We start from the raw sequence: 17633 nt of genomic DNA on the forward strand, positions 1-17633 counted from the left end.
CCGCGCCCCGGGGCCACCGCGCCCCGGCGGCCCCCGCGCCGCCCCCACACCCGCCCCGCCCCGCGGCACTGCTTCGCCGAATTCGGCTATGAGGGCGCCACGGTGAAGAGGCTGGAGGAGACGACGGGATTGTCCCGGGGTGCGATCTTCCACCACTTCAAAGACAAGGAAGCCTTGTTCTTGGCGCTCGCTCGGGAGGACGCCGAGCGGATGGCCGACGTGGCCGCGCAGGAAGGCCTGGTGCAGGTGATGCGCGACATCCTGGCGCGGCCGAAGGACTTCGACTGGCTGAGCACGCGACTGGAGATCGTGCGGAAGATCCGGAGCGATCCGGGTTTCCGCGCGGCCTGGGAGGCACAGTCCGAAGATCGTGAGCGGGCCACTCTCGCGCGCCTTGAGCGCAAGCGGCAGGCGGGCAGTCTCCGCAACGATGTGGAGCCCGAAGTCTTGGTGACGTACCTCGATGTGATCCTCGACGGGATCGTCACCCGACTGGCTTCGGGTCAGTCGACCGACGATCTGCACGCCGTGTTGGATCTCGTCGAATCGTCGGTGCGTAGGCCGCGCGCCGACTGAGACCGATACGAAGCCGTCGTCTCGACCCGAACAGGGTCGAGACGACGGCTTCTTTCGTGCCCAGTGACGTTGTCACGCAAACGGGTACGCACCGAGCGGGCGCTCGGTTACGGTCTGTGTGTCGCCGAGACATAAGGAGCGTTACGTGTACCCAGGAACCCACGCCTCGACCACTCCCGACAAGGCCGCGGTCGTTCGTCCGTCGACCGGCGAGACCGTCACCTACGCGGAGCTGACGGATGCGTCGACCAGGATCGCGCACTTCCTGCGCGACGAGCTCGGGCTGGTTCCGGGCGACACCGTGGCGATCGTCTCGGACAACGACTTGTGCGTGTTCGACGTCTACTGGGCGGTGATCCGCAGCGGGATGTACGTGACCGCCGTCAACCACCATCTGACCGCTCCCGAAGTCAACTACATCCTTGAGGACTGCGATGCGAAGGCGGTGTTCGCGTCGTCGACCGTCGCGGAAGCGGTCGCGCGAGCACACGAGATCCCGGCGTTGAGCGACGCACGTCGCCGGGTGGCGTGGGGAGACGGTCTACCCGGCTTCTCCGACTACGCCCAGGTCAAGGCGGACGCGTCTGCCGAGCCGCTCACCGACCAGCCGCGCGGCATGGACATGCTGTATTCGTCCGGAACGACGGGGCGGCCGAAGGGCATCAAACCGAACATGCCCGACGTCCAGGTCGACGAGGCTCCCGACTTGATCTCGCTCGTCTTCGGTCCGGTGTACGGCTTCGGGACGGACACGGTCTACCTGTCGCCCGCCCCCGTCTACCACGCGGCTCCCCTGCGCTACTGCGCGATGGTCAACGCGCTCGGCGGCACTGTCGTGCTCATGGACCGTTTCGATCCCGAGAACGCGCTCGAGCTGATCGAAGAGTACCGGGTGACGCACAGCCAGTGGGTGCCGACGATGTTCGTCCGCATGCTGAAGCTCCCCGCCGAGGCTCGCGCGAAGTACGACGTGTCGAGCATGAAGGTCGCGATCCATGCCGCCGCTCCGTGCCCGGCGGAAGTGAAGAAGGCGATGATCGACTGGTGGGGTCCGGCCATCAACGAGTACTACGCGGCGACCGAGGCCGCAGGGGTCACGCTCATCGGCTCGCAGGACTCGCTCGACCGACCGGGCTCGGTCGGCAGAGCTGCTCTCGGCGTCGTCCACATCTGCGACGACGACGGTGACGACCTTCCGACCGGTGAGGTCGGCACCGTGTTCTTCGAACGCGACGAGATGCCGTTCGCCTACCACAACGATCCGGCGAAGACGGCTGCCGCGCAGCATTTGCAGCACCCGAACTGGGCTACGACCGGCGACCTCGGCTACCTCGACGACGACGGTTTCCTCTATCTGACGGACCGAAAGGCGTTCGTCATCATCTCCGGTGGCGTCAACATCTACCCGCAGGAAGCCGAGAACGTCCTCATCAACCATCCGTCGGTGTACGACGTCGGTGTGATCGGCCTACCTGACGACGATCTCGGCGAGGCCGCGACCGGATTCGTACAACTGGTCGACGGCGTCCATGCGTCCGACGAGCTGGCGGCGGAACTCATCGACTACGCGCGGGCGGAACTGGCGGCCTACAAGGTTCCGCGGACGATCGAGTTCATCGACGAACTTCCGCGCACACCGACCGGAAAACTCGTCAAGGGCGATCTGCGCAAGCAGGTCCTCGGCAGCTGACCGGCCCGAAGGCTCGCGACTGTCGACCATTCAGATGAATGACCGTGTCGCTCCGACCGTAACCGTCCGTCTCCGGTGAACGACGTACTTCATGTCGGGACCCACCGCCGTGGTGCGTGTGTCACCCGGCAGTCATGAGGAGACGGACATGATCAGAAACCTCAATCGGATACTCGTCGCGGTGGCCGCAGTGCTGGTCGCACTGGCCGCGGCCGTCGCGATGACCGTGCCCCCGGCCTCGGCGGAGTCGACGACGTCGCCCGGGTCGACCACCGCGACCACCACAACCCCGCCGAGTTCCACGGTCACGCCGGCCGACACGACGCCGTCCACGACCACCAGCACGCCCGACCCGAGCACGACGACGAGCACGACGACCACCCCGCCGACTTCCACGGTCACGCCGCCGGAGGCCGGCACGGGATCCGTCACGGTGCAGGCCATCGATCTGAAGACCCACATCCCCGTCTCTGGCGTCCGTGTGGAACTCCGATCCGGGGGCGTCGTGAAGACGGTGGCCACCCTCGCGACCGTCGACATGCCCGCGGGCGTCGTGTCCGCGCACATCACGGCGATCCCGGACGGATACAACCGGGCCTGGGTCGACCCCTCCAGCGCGGATCTGGCAGTCGGCGCAAGCGCCTCGTTCATCGTCTCCCTGTCCCGGGAGGGGCAGGTGGGCGCGGTGTCGATCACCAAGCGCGACAAGATCACCGGCGCGCTGCTACCCGGTGCGCGCTACCGTGTCACAGCGGCCCACAGCGATCAGAGCGTCGTGCTGGTGACTGGCCCGTCGGGCACCGGATCGGTTCAGCTCGCCCCGGGCGGCTACCGCATCCAGGAGATCGGCGCGCCCGCGGGCTACGTGCTCGACCCCACGGTCCGGTTCGTCGAGGTGTCCCCGTCCCAGACTCGGTACCTGGAACTGTACGATTCCCCGATCGAGCAGCCGGTGGTCATCCGCAATCCGAGCCAGCGCGAGCCGTTGACTTCGATTCCCACCGGTCGGACGCACTGATGTCGCGCCTGGGTCGGGCGCTCGTCGTGGCCGCCGCGGTCGTGGTGCTGGTCGCGACCGGTGCCTGCGGCGCGCAGGAGGCCGCCCCGGGCTCCACCCAGGCGCAGGCCGACCTGCCTGCACCGGTCATCGCGGTGGCGCACGAGCCGTCCGCGCCGGAACACTTGGTGATCGACGGTCGGTCGGCGCCGACGCAGGCCGTCGCGACCGATGCACAGGGAACGCTGTTGCCGCCCACCGACATCTCGAAGCTCGGGTGGTGGGTCGACTCGGCTCTCCCGGGATCCGGCGCCGGAACGATCGTCGTCGTCGGACACGTCGACGACGTCGCACAGGGCACGGGGTACGCGGCTCGATTCACGACGTTGACGCCCGGAAGCACGGTGACGATCGAGACAGCCGACGGTCAGCACCTGACGTACCGGGTCTCGCGCGTGGTGGATGCGCAGAAGAAGGCCACGGGCACCGATGCGGTGCCGTTCGACGAGCTCAACCGACTCGACGGCCCGGAGACCCTCGCCTTGGTGACATGCGGCGGCCCGTTCATCGGGCCACCGCTCGGCTACCGCGACAACATAGTCGTCTTCGCCGATCCGGCCTGATGGCCGTTCGTCACCAACTCCGACGACCTGAACGCGGGCCTCGGCGACATCCGAAGCATTCACAACAGCCGCGGATGTCGCCGAGGCCCGCGTTTACGTTCAGGCGAGCTCGATCAGCTCCTGATACTCGTCCGACCAGTGGTCCTCGGTACCGTCCGGCAGCAGGATGACGCGCTGCGGCTCCAGCGCTTCGGCAGCGCCCGGGTCGTGCGTCACGAGGACGACGGCCCCGGTGTAGCTGCGCAGTGCTTCCAGGACCTGCTCGCGAGAGATCGGGTCGAGGTTGTTCGTCGGTTCGTCGAGCAGCAGCACGTTGGCAGCGGACGAGACGAGCCCGGCAAGCGCCAGGCGCGTCTTCTCGCCGCCGGACAGCGTCCCCGCCGGCTGTTCGAGTTGCGGCCCGGTGAACATGAACGCGCCGAGGAGCCCGCGCAGATCCTGCTCACCCGCGTCCGGCGCGGCATGGCGGATGTTCTGCCAGACCGTCGCATCGTCGTCGAGCGTGTCGTGTTCCTGTGCGAAATAGCCGATCTTGAGTCCGCGGCCCGGTTCCAGTTCCCCGAGATCCGGCTTCTCCACCGCGGCCAGGAGCTTCAACAACGTCGTCTTGCCCGCGCCGTTGAGACCGAGGATCACCACGCGTGACCCCTTGTCGATGGCGAGGTCCACGCCGGTGAAGATCTCGAGTGACCCGTACATCTTGGTCAGGTTGGACGCCATCAACGGCGTCTTTCCGCACGGGTCCGGCTCCGGGAAACGGATGTGCGCGGTCTTGTCGGCCACACGCACGTCGTCGAGTTCGTCCATCATCCGCTCGGCGCGTTTGACCATCTGGTGGGCGGCCGCCGCCTTGGTGGCCTTGGCGCCGAGCTTCGCGGCCTGCGTACGGAGAGCGGACGCCTTCTTCTCGGCGTTGGCTCGTTCGCGCTTGCGTCGCTGCTCGTCGGTGGCGCGCGCATCGAGGTATCGCTTCCAACCCATGTTGTAGACGTCGGCTTCGCCGCGCACCGCGTCGAGGAACCACACGCGGTTCACGACGTCGGAGAGCAAGTCGACGTCGTGGCTGATGACGACGAGTCCACCGTCGTGGTTCTGCAGGAACGTCCGCAACCAGTTGATCGAGTCGGCGTCGAGGTGGTTCGTCGGCTCGTCGAGCAGCAGCGTCGTATCCGATTTCCCGGATCCGTCCGACGCGGCGAACAGGATGCGCGCCAACTCGATTCGACGGCGCTGGCCGCCCGAGAGTGTGCGCAGTGGCTGGCCCAGCACACGGTCGGGCAGGCCGAGGCTGTTGCAGATGCGGGCCGCATCCGCTTCGGCGACGTATCCGCCGAGATTGGCGAACCGCTCCTCGAGGCGCGCGTACCGAGCGATCGCCTTGTCCCGGATCTTGTCGTCGGCGGCCTCTTCCATCAGCGTCTGCTGTTTGGCCATCGAGGCGAGGATCTCGTCGAGGCCACGGGCCGAGAGGACACGATCCTTAGCGAGGACGTCCAGGTCGCCTTCTTTGGGGTCCTGGGGCAGGTAGCCGACGGGCCCCGAGTTGCGGACGGAGCCGGCGTACGGCTGGGTCTCCCCCGCCAGAATCCGCAACGATGTCGTCTTGCCTGCACCGTTACGTCCGACGAGACCGATCCGGTCGCCCGGCTGGATGCGCAGATGGTCTCCGGGCGCAGACAGGAGAGTCCTCGCGCCCGCTCGAACTTCCAGGTCAGTCGCGGTGATCACGAGGATCCATCGTACGGATGACCGGCGGCTATCGGCGAATCGTGAAACGGTGGGCCCCGACACCACAGGCCGTAAGTCGAGATATGCTCGCTCGGAGGGTGACGGGACGAGAGGGCCGGACATGCGAGCTGCAGTACTGAACGAGGTCGGCGGGGATCTGTCGATCGTGGAGCTGACCGCCACGGACCTGGTCGCAGGCGAAGTGCTGATCAAGGTCCACGGCGTCGGCGTGTGCCACACCGATCTCACCGTCATCGACGGCGCATTGGCGCAGCAGACACCGATCGTCCTCGGCCACGAGGGGTCCGGAGTCGTCGAGGCCGTCGGTCCCGGCGTCACCGAACTCGCTGTCGGCGACCACGTGGTGTGCAGTTTCACATCGTGTGGTCAGTGCAAGCGGTGTGCGGCCGGCGCCCCGGCGTACTGCACGAGGTTCGCGCTCCTCAACTATGCGGGCGTCCGGCCGGACGGTTCGACGACGCTCGCCGACCGGGACGGCTCGCCCGTCCACGGAAGCTGGTTCGGTCAGTCGTCGTGGGCGACGCACGCCGTGGCGAGCGTCGCGAACGCGGTGAAGGTCGACGACGCGCTGCCCCTGGCCACGCTCGGCCCGCTCGGGTGCGGCCTGCTGACCGGCGCGGGCGCCGTCGTCAACGTGCACCGCCCGAAGCCGGGCCAGAGCTACGGCGTGTGGGGGCTCGGCCCCGTCGGGCTCGCCGCGATCATGGCGGCGAAAGCGTCCGGATGCGATCCGATCATCGGCGTCGACCCGAACCCCGCACGGCGTGAGCTCGCGCTCGAGCTCGGTGCGACCGCCGTCCATGAGCCGTCCGACGATCTCGCGAAGGACATCGTCCGCGAGACGCGGGGCGGACTCGACTTCACCGTCGAGGCGGTCGGCGCAGCTCCGGTGATCCGCCAGGCTCTGATGGCGTTGGCGTCGCCCGGTTCCTGCGTGACGGTCGGATTCCGCGGACCGAAGAACCCCGTCGACGTGAATCAAGGTCACCTGCTGCAGGGTCGTTCGCTGCGCGGCGTGATCGAAGGCGATGCCGACCCGCACGAACTGATCCCCCGACTCGTGCAGATGTGGGCCGACGGACGTTTCCCGTTCGACAAGCTGATCACCACGTACGCGTTCGACGACATCGGGACCGCGATCGCCGACTTCCGTGCGGGCTCCGTCGTCAAACCGGTGTTGCTGCCGTGATCACGCCGTGCCGCTAGCCTTACCCCGGTGACCACGATCTACGATGTCGCCGTCGTCGGCGCCGGGCCCGCGGGCCGCGTTCTCGCGCACCGGGCGCTGGCCGCAGGGCTACGGGTCGCGGTGGTCGACCCCGCCCCCGACCGCCGGTGGTCGGCGACGTACGGGGTGTACACGGCGGACCTGCCCGACTGGTTCGACAGTTCGGTGATCGCGGCGGCGGCGCCGTCGGTCACCGTGTTCACACCGACCGAGCAGGTGGTGCCGCACGCATACGCAATCCTGGACACCGCTCTGTTCCAAGACGCGTTGACGCTCGACGCCGCGGACGTATTCGACCGTTACGCGGCAACTCTCAGCGCGCGCCTCGTGACGTGCGCGGACGGTTCGCACGTGCGGGCCCGCCACGTGGTCGACGCTCGGGGCGCACGGGCCGCCGACCATCCGGCCCGGCCTCGGCAGACTGCCGCTGGCTCGGTGGCCCACTCTGACGATCCGACGATGGTCTTGATGGATTGGCGTCCCGCGCACCGCCTGCCGCTCACCGGCGCGCCTGCGTCGTTCAGCTATCGGGTCGCGCTCGGCGGCGGTCGACGCCTCGTCGAGGAGACCTGCCTGGTCGGGGCGCCGCCCATCGACGTCGATGTCCTCGCGGAACGGAATCGGCTCCGCACCGCACAGCCGCGAGTCGACGAGGTGGTCGACTTCCCGCTTCTGGCCGACACGCGGCCGTGGGCGCGCGCGGCGAACAGCCCGTTGCGGTTCGGTGCGGCCGGCGGCCTGATGAACCCGGCCACCGGGTACAGCGTCGGACAGTCGGTGCGCGCATCCGACGTCGTGGTCGAGGCGATCCTCGCGGGCCGCGATCCGCATGAGGCCCTGTGGTCTACGCGCGCACGCCTCGCCTACCGGTTGCGCACGCTGGGGCTCCGCGTTCTGCTGTCGTTGCGTCCGGACGAACTGGTCGCGTTCTTCGACGCCTTCTTCCGCACCGACCCGGTACTGCAGCACCGCTACCTGTGCGGACGCGACGATGCCGTCGGCGTGCTGCGGACGATGGCCGCAGTGTTCGCCCAGGCGCCGATGCCGTTGCGCGTACGCGTGGCCGCATCGACGGTGTGCTGGCGTCCGTGCAATACGAGAAGACTCAGCCGGCGAGCTTCTTCATGAAGGTGTACTGGGCGGAAATCTGCTGCTGCGCGTCCGCCAGGTCCTTGCCGTAGGCCTCCCCGACGTACGGTCCGACGGCGACGAAACAGCCAGCGGCGCCGTCCCTGGTGAGACACCGTGCGGCGTTCAGATCCTGCGGACTCGCCGCCTTCCGCGAAGAGTCGTCCTCGAAGTCCTTGACGAGATAGTCGATCCAACTGGCCGTCTGGCCTTCGCTGCCCGCCTTGTACAGCTGGGTGCCGTTCCACGCGAACTGCTCGATCCCTGACTCCTTCAGTGCGGCGAGTGCGGCGGACTGGTCGCCGTAGAACAGCGCCGCGGCGCGCTGACCGTAGACCGCCCCGTGCAGCGGATTGCTGCTGTCACCGTCCTCGCTGACCGTCCCGGTCAGCAGTCCGTCCGGGTCGATGCGACGGTCGTCGCTCACCGTTCCGAGCGCGTCCAGCAGCCGCTTCTGCTGGTCGTAGGCGGCCTTCACGATTCGCTCGGGCCACGAGCGGTTGCGGTCGTCGGCCCAGGTGTAGATCAAGCGCTGTCCGACCGGCGTGAACGCGGCGACCGTGTGTTTGCCGCCCGCGCCCGCATCATGGACGGTGATCGACTCCGACGGCATGCCCGCCACCCGGACACGCTCATAGTTCGAGTACGAGGTGCGCTTGAGCATCACATCCGAGAGCTGCCGTGCGGCGGCGGACGCCGCGGCGTCGTCGCGGAACACCATCACGGCGTGATTGATGCCGGCGTCGTTCTTCTCGTTCCCGGACGACAGCGTGAAGCCGTACTCGAAGTCCTTCATGACCGGCAGGTCTGCCGTATCGGGGATGACGACCTGGACGTTCGCCGGGGTCGCCAGCGGCTGGGTGGGGAGTTTCCCATCGACCATCACCGGGTCGAGGTCGTGCGCGAAGATCATGTGGTCGGCCAGCCGCACGGCTCGCAGCTTCGCCCATGCGACGTCCGAGGTCGCTTCACCGGCTGACCGAGTCTGCATGGAGCCGTACTTGCCGGTCTGCAGCTCTATCGGACCGCGTGTCGGGGTCCCGTCCACGGCACAGCCCGCCAGCACGCACGTCAGCGCCGCGGCGACGGCTATCAGAGACTTTCGCATGAGCAGATGATACGGGTGCCGTCCCGGACGGCCGCCACCCGAATGACCTTCACCCCGCGCCAGGCGACTACTCGGACTGTCCGCTCTCTCGCAGAGCCTTCTCGACATCGAGTTCTTTGAGCTGCTCGATCAACGATTCGAGTGCCTGCGGGGGCAGCGCGCCAGCCTCGTTGAAGACGAGGTGCCCGTCCTTGAACGCCATGATCGTCGGAATGGACCGGATCGACGCGGCGGCGGCGAGTTGCTGTTGGTCCTCGGTGTCGACCTTCGCGAAGACGATGTCCTCGTGCTTCTCCGACACAGCCGAGTAGGTCGGTGCGAACTGCTTACACGGACCGCACCACTCGGCCCAGAAGTCGACGAGCACGATCTCGTTGTCGTTGACGGTCTGCTCGAAGTCGGTCCCGGTCAAATCAATTGTTGCCATGTCACCATTCAACACCGCCCCAGCCCAGACATATTCCTGGCAGACATATTCCTGGCGGGCGTATTCCTGGCAGGCATATTCCAGGCACTAGCCTTCGCGGGTCCGAGCCCTCGCCTCGCGCACCTCGTCGGCGACGAGGTCGGCGTTCACGAAGGCGCCGACCTTGACGCCGGCCCCCGCTGCGACCGCGACCATCGCCGCGAGATCGGCTGCGTTGCCCGCCGTCCAGACGCCTGCTACCTGTGTCGCACCGTTCTCGTCCGCGGGGATCATCCGCCCCATCGGATGCTCCTGCGACTGCCCGCCGAGGCGCTCGTACAGTTCGGTGCGCGCGACCATCCGCGTCGCGACGACCACCGCGTCGACATCGTGACGTTCACCGCCGACCTCGATCGCCCGCGCCTCACGACCGTCGACGTGCACGCGAGACACGGCGCCGTCGACGACGCCGATCTCCATCACGTCGAGATCTGCGCGCTGCTCGTCGTCAAAGTCCACACCGTTCGCGAAGACGGTGACGCGGTCGGCCAGTCGCGCGAACAGCAACGCCTGATGAACTGCCAGCGGAGCCGCCGTTGCGATCACGCCGACTCGCCTGCCCCGCACCTCATAGCCGTGGCAGTACGGGCAGTGCAGTACGCCCTGACCCCACGCCTGACGCACGCCATCGATGTCGGGCAGGACGTCGACAAGACCGGTCGCGAGGACCACTCGGCGTGCCGCGACGGTGCGCCCATCGTCCACGTCGACGGTGAAGCCGGCCCCGCTCGCATCGCGGCGCGCGTCGGTGACTGTTCCATCGACGAATTCGACGCCATACGACTCGGCTTCGGCCCGTCCCTCTCGTACGAGATCGCCCGGCGCGATCCCTTCTCGGCCGAGCACGTTGTGCGCTGCGTCCGACGGCAGGTTGCGTTGGGCACCGCCGTCGATCACCAGTACCGACCGCAATGATCGGCCGAGTGCGACCGCTGCCGCCAGTCCGGCGGCACCGCCGCCGACGATCACGACGTCGTACGGTGCGGGTGTCTGTTCTGGGATGCTCTTCGCTGTGTGGCTCATGCAGCCGACGCTATCCCCACATTGCCCAGAGAGCATACAATCTTGCCTATGAAGCAAGAACCGGTGGACGATGACGTCGACGCGCTCGTCCGACAACGCGTCAGAGGCTTACGGGTCTCCCAGGGCTGGACACTGGATGCGCTGGCCCGACGCTGCCATGTCAGTCCGTCCACGCTGTCGCGTATAGAGACCGGCCATCGCCGCGTCGCGCTGGACCAGCTGGTCCCGATCGCGCGGGCATTGGGGACGACGCTCGACCAGCTGGTGGAGCCGGTCGGCGATGACGACGTCGTGATCCGGCCCGAACCACAGCAGTGGCCGGGGGCGGTCACCTGGCTGCTGTCGCGCGATCGCGCCGAGAACGGGGTGATCGTCGCGAAGATGCGACTGTCGCCGAACCCGGCCTCACCGACGGACCAGCGCGTCCATCCGGGACACGAATGGTTCACGGTGCTCTCCGGGACGGTCCGACTGCTCCTGGGCGACCGGGTCATCGACGTCCAGACGGGCGAAGCCGCCGAGTTCGACACGATGACGCCCCACAACCTCAGCGCGTACCGCAAGACGGCCGAGATCTTGACGATCTTCGACCGGGACGGCGAGCGCGCCCACCTGCACGACAGTTAGCGCCGACGGGCGCGAGGGCCTCTAGACGGTGAAGCCGAGCGCGCGCAACTGCTCGCGGCCGTCGTCGGTGATCTTGTCCGGGCCCCACGCAGGGATCCACACCCAGTTGATCTCCATGTCCGTGCAGAGTCCGCTGGTGACAAGGACGTTACGGGTCTGGTCCTCGATCACGTCGGTGAGCGGGCACGCAGGCGAGGTGAGAGTCATGTCGATCTTGACCGCGGCGTCGTCGTCGATGGCGAGGCCGTAGACGAGGCCGAGGTCGACCACGTTGATGCCCAGTTCCGGGTCGACGACGTCGCGCATTGCTTCTTCGACATCGTCCGGGCTGGGCAGGGAGGTCTCTACTGTGTCAGTCATTTCTATGCTCCGGTCTTTTCCACAACGGTCTGGGAGACCGCGTCCTTGAACGCCATCCATCCGAGCAACGCACATTTTACGCGCGCCGGATACTTGCTGACTCCGGCGAAGGCGATACCGTCGCCGACGAGGTCTTCGTCGCCTGCGTCGGTGCCGCGAGAGGTCATCATCGTGTTGAACGAGTCGAGCGCGGCCATGGCGTCGTCGAGCGAGAGCCCGACGATCTGGTCGAACAGCACCGACGTCGAGGCCTGCGAGATCGAGCAGCCCTGGCCGTCGTAGGAGATGTCGGCGACGGCGTCGTCGACGACGGACACCCGGAGGGTGATCTCGTCTCCGCACGTCGGGTTGACGTGGTGGACTTCGGTGTCGAACGGCTCGCGCAGGCCACGCCCGTGCGGGTGTTTGTAATGGTCCAGGATCACCTCCTGGTACATCTGCTCCATTCTCATGGGCGTCCTCCGAAGAAGTTCTGGGCGACGCGGATGGCATCGGCGAGAGCGTCGACCTCGTCGACCGTGTTGTAGAGGGCGAACGAGGCCCGCGCGCTGGCGGCGACCCCGAACTTCCGGTGCAGCGGCCATGCGCAGTGGTGTCCGACGCGGATGGCGACGCCCTCGTCGTCGAGCACCTGCCCGAGGTCGTGGGCGTGAATGCCCGCGACGTCGAACGCGACCGCTCCGCCTCGCGCAGTCCCCTCGCGCGGGCCGACGATCCGCAGACCGTCGATCTCACTCAGGCGTGCCAGCGCGTGCACGACGAGTTCGTGCTCGTGGGCGGCGACCGCATCCATGCCGATCGCGTCGAGATAGTCGACCGCCGCACCGAGTCCGACGACCTGGGACGTCATCGGGACGCCGGCCTCGAATCGTTGCGGGGGCGCGGCGTACGTCGAGCCCTCCATGGTGACGGTCTCGATCATCGAGCCGCCGGTGATGAACGGCGGCAGCTGTTCGAGGAGCGCCGACTTCCCGTACAGGACGCCGACACCCGACGGTCCGAGCATCTTGTGTCCGGAGAACGCCGCGAAGTCGACGTCGAGCGCCCGGAAGTCCACCGCCATGTGGGGCACGGACTGGCAGGCGTCGAGCACGACGTATGCGCCGACCGCGCGCGCCCGTGAGACGAGCTCGGCGACGTCGGCCACCGCTCCGGTCACGTTCGACTGGTGCGTGAACGCGACGATCTTGACGGTCTCGTCGAGGTCGAGCGAGTCGAGGTCGATGCGTCCGTCGTCTGTCACCGAGTACCAACGCAGCTGTGCTCCGGTGCGGCGCGCCAGTTCCTGCCACGGAACGAGGTTCGCGTGGTGTTCGAGTTCGGTGACGACGATCGTGTCGCCGTCCCCGAGGCGAGTTCCGCCGAACAGCGGTGCCGACCGGTCGTCGCCCAGCGTGTACGCGACGAGGTTCAGCGCCTCGGTCGCATTCTTGGCGAACGCGATCTCGTCAGCCGTCACGCCGACGAACGATGCGATGGCGTCGCGTGCATACTCGTACGCGTCGGTCGCCTCTTCCGCCAACTGGTGCGCACCGCGATGGACTGCGGCGTTGTGGTTGAGCACGAAGTCCCGTTCGGCGTCGAGCACCTGCACCGGCCGCTGCGACGTGGCACCCGAATCGAGGTACACGAGTGGCTTGTCGTCGCGCACCGTCCGCGCCAGGATCGGAAAGTCCGCGCGGACGGCGGCGATGTCGAAGCCGGTTGCCACGGTCATCTGCGCTACTTCGCAGCAGCGGCGGTGAAACGCTCGTATCCGCTGCGCTCCAACTCGTCGGCCAGTTCCGGGCCGCCCGATTCGACGACGCGGCCGTTGACGAACACGTGCACGAAGTCGGGCTTGATGTACTGCAGGATCCGCGTGTAGTGGGTGATCAGCAGGATGCCGCCGTTCTCGCGGTCGGCGTACCGGTTGACGCCTTCACTGACGATGCGGAGCGCGTCGACGTCGAGACCGGAGTCGGTCTCGTCGAGGATGGCGATCTTCGGCTTGAGCAGACCGAGCTGCAGCACCTCGTGGCGCTTCTTCTCACCGCCGGAGAAACCCTCGTTGACGCTGCGATCACCGAACGCCGGATCGATGTCCAAGTCGTTCATCGCCTCGCGCGCCTCCTTCACCCAATGCCGAAGCTTGGGCGCTTCGCCGCGGACCGCGGTCGCGGCCGAGCGCAGAAAGTTCGACATCGAGATGCCGGGCACTTCCACCGGGTACTGCATGGCGAGGAAGATGCCCGCGCGCGCACGCTCATCGACACTCATCGCCAAGACGTCTTCGCCGTCGAGGGTGACGGTGCCGGACGTGATCTTGTACTTGGGGTGCCCTGCGATCGCGTACGAGAGGGTCGACTTGCCGGAGCCGTTCGGGCCCATGATGGCGTGCTTCTCACCGGAAGTGATGGTCAGGTCCACGCCCTTGAGGATGTGGATCGGCTCAGCGTCGGAATCGCTGTCGGCGACGTCGACGTGGAGATCGCGGATTTCGAGAGTAGTCACTGGAATCAGTAGTTCCTTCGTAAAGATGTGGGGCCAAAAGATGTGGGGCCGAGAGATGTGGGGCCGAGAGATGTGGGGATAGGGGCTCAGGCGCCTGCGATTTCGAGTTCGGCTTCGATGGCCGCTTCGAGTCGCTCGCGGAGCTCGGGGACGGAGATCTTGGCGAGGACCTCGCCGAAGAAGCCGCGGATGACGAGGCGTCGAGCCTGGTCTTCGGGAATGCCGCGTGACTGCAGATAGAACAGCTGCTCGTCGTCGAAGCGCCCGGTGGCGCTGGCATGCCCGGCGCCGACGATCTCGCCCGTCTCGATCTCGAGGTTCGGGACGGAGTCGGCGCGTGCGTTGTCGGTGAGCACCAGGTTGCGGTTGAGCTCGTAGGTGTCGGTGCCTTCGGCGCTGGGGCGGATCAGAACGTCGCCGATCCACACCGTGTGCGCCTCGCGGGACCGCTTGGAGCCCGGCCCGTCCGAGGTGTCTCCTTGCAGCGCACCCTTGTAGGTGACGTGCGAACGGCAGTGCGGCGCCGAGTGGTCCACGAGGAGACGCTGCTCCAGGTGCTGACCGGCGTCGGCGAAGTACAGGCCCCACAGTTCGGCGTCGCCGCCCGGCGCCCGGTACTTCACGTGCGGCGACAGTCGGACGAGGTCACCGCCCAGGCTGATCGCGAAGTGGCGGATCACGGCGTCGCGCCCCACGGAGATGTGGTGCGCCGCTACGTGCACAGTGTCGTGCGCCCAGTCGTGGACGTTGACGACGGTCAGGTGCGCGCCGTCGCCCGTGACGATCTCGACGTTCTCGCCGACCGTCCCACTGCCGCGCTGGTCGAGGACCACGACGGCCTTGGCGAACGCTTCGGCGCGGATCTGCAGGTGCGTGTACGCGACCTCGCCCTCGCCGGGTCCGTCGAGGGTCACCACGACGGGGACCTCGACCTGAGCGTTCGCGGCGATCGTGACGACGCGAGCCTTGGTGAACGACGAGTACGCCTGCGCGGCGATCCGGTCGAACGGGACGCCGCCTTCACCGAGTCGCGGGTCGTCGCGTTCGACGAGCTCGGACGTGACGCCGTCCACGACGCCGTCGACGTCGTAGTCGATGGTCGCCGTGGCGGGAGCGGTTCCGTCGTGCAGGCCACGGAGACGACGGAACGGGGTGAACCGCCACGCCTCTTCGCGCTGGCCGGGCACCTCGAACGCGTCGACGTCGAACGAGGTGAACATCTCGCCCTTGTTGACGACGACTTCCTTCGTCGGGGTGAGTTCAGCCATCAGCCGACCGATCCTTCCATCTGCAGTTCAATGAGCCGGTTGAGCTCGAGTGCGTACTCCATCGGGAGTTCCTTGGCGATGGGCTCGACGAAGCCGCGGACCACCATGGCCATCGCCTCTTCTTCGGTGAGCCCGCGGCTCATCAGGTAGAACAACTGATCGTCGCTGACCTTCGAGACGGTGGCCTCGTGCCCCATCGTCACGTCGTCCTCGCGGATGTCGACGTACGGGTAGGTGTCGCTGCGGCTGATCTGGTCGACGAGCAGCGCGTCGCACTGGACCGTCGAACGGCTGCCGTGCGCGCCCGGATTCACCTTGATCAGACCGCGGTACGACGATCGGCCGCCGCCGCGCGCCACCGACTTCGAGACGATGTTGCTCGACGTGTACGGCGCGAGGTGCACCATCTTGGATCCGGTGTCCTGGTGCTGGCCCTCACCCGCGAACGCCACCGAGAGGACTTCGCCCTTGGCGTGCTCGCCGGTCAGCCACACGGCCGGGTACTTCATGGTGACCTTGGAACCGATGTTGCCGTCGACCCACTCCATGGTGGCGCCCTCTTCGGCCTTGGCGCGCTTGGTGACCAGGTTGTACACGTTGTTCGACCAGTTCTGAATGGTCGTGTAACGGCAGCGGCCGCCCTTCTTCACGATGATCTCGACGACTGCGGAGTGCAGCGAGTCGGACTTGTAGATCGGCGCGGTGCAGCCTTCGACGTAGTGGACGTACGCGTCCTCGTCGACGATGATCAGCGTCCGCTCGAACTGGCCCATGTTCTCGGTGTTGATGCGGAAGTACGCCTGCAACGGGATGTCGACGTGGACGCCCGGCGGCACGTAGATGAACGATCCACCGGACCAGACCGAGGTGTTCAACGCGGAGAACTTGTTGTCGCCCGCGGGGATGACGCTGCCGAAGTACTCCTCGAAGATCTCCGGGTGCTCGCGCAGACCGCTGTCGGTGTCGACGAAGATGACGCCCTTCTCCTCCAGGTCCTCGCGGATCTGGTGGTAGACGACCTCCGACTCGTACTGTGCGGCGACGCCTGCGACGAGTCGGTTCTTCTCCGCCTCGGGGATACCGAGACGGTCGTAGGTGTTCTTGATGTCCTCGGGCAGGTCCTCCCACGACTCGGCCTGCTTCTCCGTGGAACGCACGAAGTACTTGATGTTGTCGAAGTCGATGCCCGACAGGTCGCCGCCCCAACTGGGCATCGGCTGACGATCGAAGATGCGCAATGCCTTGAGTCGCTGCTCGAGCATCCACTCGGGTTCGCTCTTCTTACCCGAGATGTCGCGGACGACTTCCTCGGACAGACCGCGCTTGGCAGCGGCGCCTGCGTCGTCGTTGTCGGACCAGCCGTAGCCATAGCCGTCGAAGGACGCAATCGTCTCTTCCTGGGACAGCTGGGTGGCGGCGGGATCGGTGACCGTCATCGGGGGACCTTTCCATCGGGGTTGTCGGCGACGACGGGCTGCGACGTCGCCTTCGGGTCGAGAACGTTCTGGGGTTCGGCCACGTCGGCGGGCCGGTGGACCGGTACGTGCGTGCTGCACACGCAGTCGCCGTTGGCGATGGTGGCGAGCCGTTGCACGTGAGTGCCGAGCAGTTCGGTGAAGGCCGCGGTCTCGGCTTCGCACAGTTCGGGGAATTCGGCGGCGACGTGCGCCACCGGGCAGTGGTGCTGGCACATCTGCACGCCGGCACCGACCTCGCGGACGTCGGCCGCATAACCTGCGCCGGTCAGCGCGGCCGAGATCTGTTCGACGGTGGCGATGACCGAGCCGGACTCGGACACCGGCGCGACACCGGCGACGAGGCCGTCCACGCGGTCGCGGGCGAACTTCTCGACTGCGGCCTGCCCCGCCACGTCCCGGAGCGATCGGATCGCGGCACCCGCGAGATCGTCGTAGGCGTGCCGCAGCTTGCCTCGTCCGGCAGGCGCCAGTTGGAACCATTTCGCCGGGCGGCCGCGGCCACCCTTGTTGAATCCGGCGGGCGCCAGCTCGACGTCACCGCCGTCCGTGAGGATGTCGAGGTGACGACGGACTCCCGCCGCACTGATGCCGAGACGTTCGGCGATGTCGCTCGCCGTCATCGGCCCCTCATCGACCAGCAACGACACGACCGCAGCCCGGGTCTGGCCATCGGCGCCAGATCCGTCTGCCTGCTGTTGCCACAGCAGTCGCTTCGAGTCGGTCATGCTTTTCACAACACAAGTGTGACGTAATTGATTCCCCCGATCCAGCAAGGGTGACCTAATCGCTCTCGCTCCGGGAACCGCCGCACGTGCGGGC

19 protein-coding genes are annotated in these 17633 nt (G+C 67.2%); 7 read left to right on the forward strand and 12 right to left on the reverse strand.

Annotated elements, in window-relative coordinates; all coding sequences use genetic code 11:
• Together L5G28_RS10805 and L5G28_RS10810 are read left to right on the forward strand one after the other, a co-directional pair.
• A partial coding sequence (locus L5G28_RS10805; protein ID WP_237001565.1) for a TetR/AcrR family transcriptional regulator occupies positions 1–576 on the forward strand: 576 nt, incomplete at its 5' end.
• Positions 577–721: 145 nt separating this feature from the next.
• The gene (locus L5G28_RS10810) at positions 722–2266 is read left to right on the forward strand and encodes an acyl-CoA synthetase (protein ID WP_237001566.1); all 1545 of its coding nucleotides are present in this window, start codon (positions 722–724) and stop codon (positions 2264–2266) included.
• Between the two features lie 132 nt (positions 2267–2398).
• Here L5G28_RS10810 and L5G28_RS10815 read toward each other — a convergent pair whose 3' ends face one another.
• Positions 2399–2698 (reverse strand): hypothetical protein, encoded by a 300-nt coding sequence (locus tag L5G28_RS10815; RefSeq protein WP_237001567.1) that lies wholly within the window; start codon positions 2696–2698, stop codon positions 2399–2401.
• Between the two features lies 1 nt (position 2699).
• Between L5G28_RS10815 and L5G28_RS10820 the strand changes: the two genes are divergently transcribed.
• Together L5G28_RS10820 and L5G28_RS10825 are read left to right on the forward strand one after the other, a co-directional pair.
• Complete coding sequence (locus L5G28_RS10820) at positions 2700–3284, forward strand: MSCRAMM family protein (protein ID WP_237001568.1); 585 nt, start codon at positions 2700–2702, stop codon at positions 3282–3284.
• Positions 3284–3886 carry a class F sortase gene (locus tag L5G28_RS10825; protein WP_237001569.1) on the forward strand — a complete coding sequence of 201 codons (603 nt, stop codon included), beginning with the start codon at positions 3284–3286 and terminating at the stop codon, positions 3884–3886. Before L5G28_RS10820 ends, L5G28_RS10825 begins: the two co-directional genes overlap by 1 nt.
• Before the next feature lie 99 nt (positions 3887–3985).
• On the opposite strand, the gene L5G28_RS10830 is transcribed toward L5G28_RS10825, so the two are convergent.
• Positions 3986–5614, reverse strand: coding sequence for an ABC-F family ATP-binding cassette domain-containing protein (locus L5G28_RS10830; RefSeq protein ID WP_237001570.1), 1629 nt, complete (start codon positions 5612–5614; stop codon positions 3986–3988).
• 121 nt (positions 5615–5735) lie between these two features.
• On the opposite strand from L5G28_RS10830, the gene L5G28_RS10835 reads away from it, so the two are divergent.
• Positions 5736–6824, forward strand: a complete 1089-nt coding sequence (locus L5G28_RS10835) for an NAD(P)-dependent alcohol dehydrogenase (protein ID WP_237001571.1) — start codon at positions 5736–5738, stop codon at positions 6822–6824.
• 27 nt (positions 6825–6851) lie between these two features.
• The gene (locus tag L5G28_RS10840; RefSeq protein WP_237001572.1) at positions 6852–7991 is read left to right on the forward strand and encodes a lycopene cyclase family protein; all 1140 of its coding nucleotides are present in this window, start codon (positions 6852–6854) and stop codon (positions 7989–7991) included.
• Here L5G28_RS10840 and L5G28_RS10845 read toward each other — a convergent pair.
• From L5G28_RS10845 to L5G28_RS10855, 3 genes are all read right to left on the reverse strand, one after another.
• On the reverse strand, positions 7969–9099 hold the full coding sequence (locus tag L5G28_RS10845; RefSeq protein ID WP_237001573.1) for a DUF7373 family lipoprotein: 1131 nt from the start codon (positions 9097–9099) through the stop codon (positions 7969–7971). The two genes, L5G28_RS10840 and L5G28_RS10845, sit on opposite strands and share 23 nt — an antisense overlap.
• Before the next feature lie 67 nt (positions 9100–9166).
• Positions 9167–9526, reverse strand: a complete 360-nt coding sequence (gene trxA / locus L5G28_RS10850; RefSeq protein ID WP_236997191.1) for a thioredoxin — start codon at positions 9524–9526, stop codon at positions 9167–9169.
• Positions 9527–9613: 87 nt separating this feature from the next.
• Entirely contained in the window at positions 9614–10588 is a 975-nt protein-coding gene (locus L5G28_RS10855) for an NAD(P)/FAD-dependent oxidoreductase (RefSeq protein ID WP_237001574.1), read from the reverse strand.
• Positions 10589–10636: 48 nt separating this feature from the next.
• Between L5G28_RS10855 and L5G28_RS10860 the strand changes: the two genes are divergently transcribed.
• Positions 10637–11215: a helix-turn-helix domain-containing protein gene (locus L5G28_RS10860; RefSeq protein WP_237001575.1), complete on the forward strand. Its 579-nt coding sequence runs from the start codon at positions 10637–10639 to the stop codon at positions 11213–11215.
• Positions 11216–11236: 21 nt separating this feature from the next.
• Here L5G28_RS10860 and L5G28_RS10865 read toward each other — a convergent pair whose 3' ends face one another.
• From L5G28_RS10865 to L5G28_RS10895, 7 genes are all read right to left on the reverse strand, one after another.
• Positions 11237–11575, reverse strand: coding sequence for a metal-sulfur cluster assembly factor (locus L5G28_RS10865; RefSeq protein ID WP_236997194.1), 339 nt, complete (start codon positions 11573–11575; stop codon positions 11237–11239).
• 2 nt (positions 11576–11577) lie between these two features.
• On the reverse strand, positions 11578–12027 hold the full coding sequence (sufU, locus tag L5G28_RS10870; protein WP_237001576.1) for a Fe-S cluster assembly sulfur transfer protein SufU: 450 nt from the start codon (positions 12025–12027) through the stop codon (positions 11578–11580).
• The gene (locus tag L5G28_RS10875; RefSeq protein ID WP_237001577.1) at positions 12024–13292 is read right to left on the reverse strand and encodes a cysteine desulfurase; all 1269 of its coding nucleotides are present in this window, start codon (positions 13290–13292) and stop codon (positions 12024–12026) included. Before L5G28_RS10875 ends, sufU begins: the two co-directional genes overlap by 4 nt.
• Positions 13293–13297: 5 nt before the next feature.
• Complete coding sequence (gene sufC / locus L5G28_RS10880; protein ID WP_236997197.1) at positions 13298–14068, reverse strand: Fe-S cluster assembly ATPase SufC; 771 nt, start codon at positions 14066–14068, stop codon at positions 13298–13300.
• An 86-nt stretch (positions 14069–14154) separates the two neighbouring features.
• The gene (gene sufD, locus L5G28_RS10885) at positions 14155–15336 is read right to left on the reverse strand and encodes a Fe-S cluster assembly protein SufD (RefSeq protein ID WP_237001578.1); all 1182 of its coding nucleotides are present in this window, start codon (positions 15334–15336) and stop codon (positions 14155–14157) included.
• Positions 15336–16772 (reverse strand): Fe-S cluster assembly protein SufB, encoded by a 1437-nt coding sequence (gene sufB, locus L5G28_RS10890; protein ID WP_236997199.1) that lies wholly within the window; start codon positions 16770–16772, stop codon positions 15336–15338. The genes sufD and sufB overlap by 1 nt, the downstream gene beginning before the upstream one ends.
• Positions 16769–17539, reverse strand: a complete 771-nt coding sequence (locus tag L5G28_RS10895; protein WP_237001579.1) for a helix-turn-helix transcriptional regulator — start codon at positions 17537–17539, stop codon at positions 16769–16771. Before L5G28_RS10895 ends, sufB begins: the two co-directional genes overlap by 4 nt.
• Positions 17540–17633 lie beyond the last annotated feature (94 nt).

It is taken from the genome of Gordonia liuliyuniae (genome assembly GCF_021739025.1).
GTDB lineage: Bacteria > Actinomycetota > Actinomycetes > Mycobacteriales > Mycobacteriaceae > Gordonia > Gordonia liuliyuniae.

What these genes read in the sequence shown, in the direction of transcription:
- L5G28_RS10825 (WP_237001569.1), top strand. Translation starts at nt 3,284, where the DNA reads ATGTCGCGCCTGGGTCGGGCGCTCGTCGTGGCCGCCGCGGTCGTGGTG.
- L5G28_RS10835 (WP_237001571.1), top strand. Translation starts at nt 5,736, where the DNA reads ATGCGAGCTGCAGTACTGAACGAGGTCGGCGGGGATCTGTCGATCGTG.
- L5G28_RS10845 (WP_237001573.1), bottom strand. Translation starts at nt 9,099, where the DNA reads ATGCGAAAGTCTCTGATAGCCGTCGCCGCGGCGCTGACGTGCGTGCTG.
- trxA (WP_236997191.1), bottom strand. Translation starts at nt 9,526, where the DNA reads ATGGCAACAATTGATTTGACCGGGACCGACTTCGAGCAGACCGTCAAC.
- L5G28_RS10855 (WP_237001574.1), bottom strand. Translation starts at nt 10,588, where the DNA reads ATGAGCCACACAGCGAAGAGCATCCCAGAACAGACACCCGCACCGTAC.
- L5G28_RS10860 (WP_237001575.1), top strand. Translation starts at nt 10,637, where the DNA reads ATGAAGCAAGAACCGGTGGACGATGACGTCGACGCGCTCGTCCGACAA.
- L5G28_RS10865 (WP_236997194.1), bottom strand. Translation starts at nt 11,575, where the DNA reads ATGACTGACACAGTAGAGACCTCCCTGCCCAGCCCGGACGATGTCGAA.
- sufU (WP_237001576.1), bottom strand. Translation starts at nt 12,027, where the DNA reads ATGAGAATGGAGCAGATGTACCAGGAGGTGATCCTGGACCATTACAAA.
- L5G28_RS10875 (WP_237001577.1), bottom strand. Translation starts at nt 13,292, where the DNA reads ATGACCGTGGCAACCGGCTTCGACATCGCCGCCGTCCGCGCGGACTTT.
- sufD (WP_237001578.1), bottom strand. Translation starts at nt 15,336, where the DNA reads ATGGCTGAACTCACCCCGACGAAGGAAGTCGTCGTCAACAAGGGCGAG.
- sufB (WP_236997199.1), bottom strand. Translation starts at nt 16,772, where the DNA reads ATGACGGTCACCGATCCCGCCGCCACCCAGCTGTCCCAGGAAGAGACG.
- L5G28_RS10895 (WP_237001579.1), bottom strand. Translation starts at nt 17,539, where the DNA reads ATGACCGACTCGAAGCGACTGCTGTGGCAACAGCAGGCAGACGGATCT.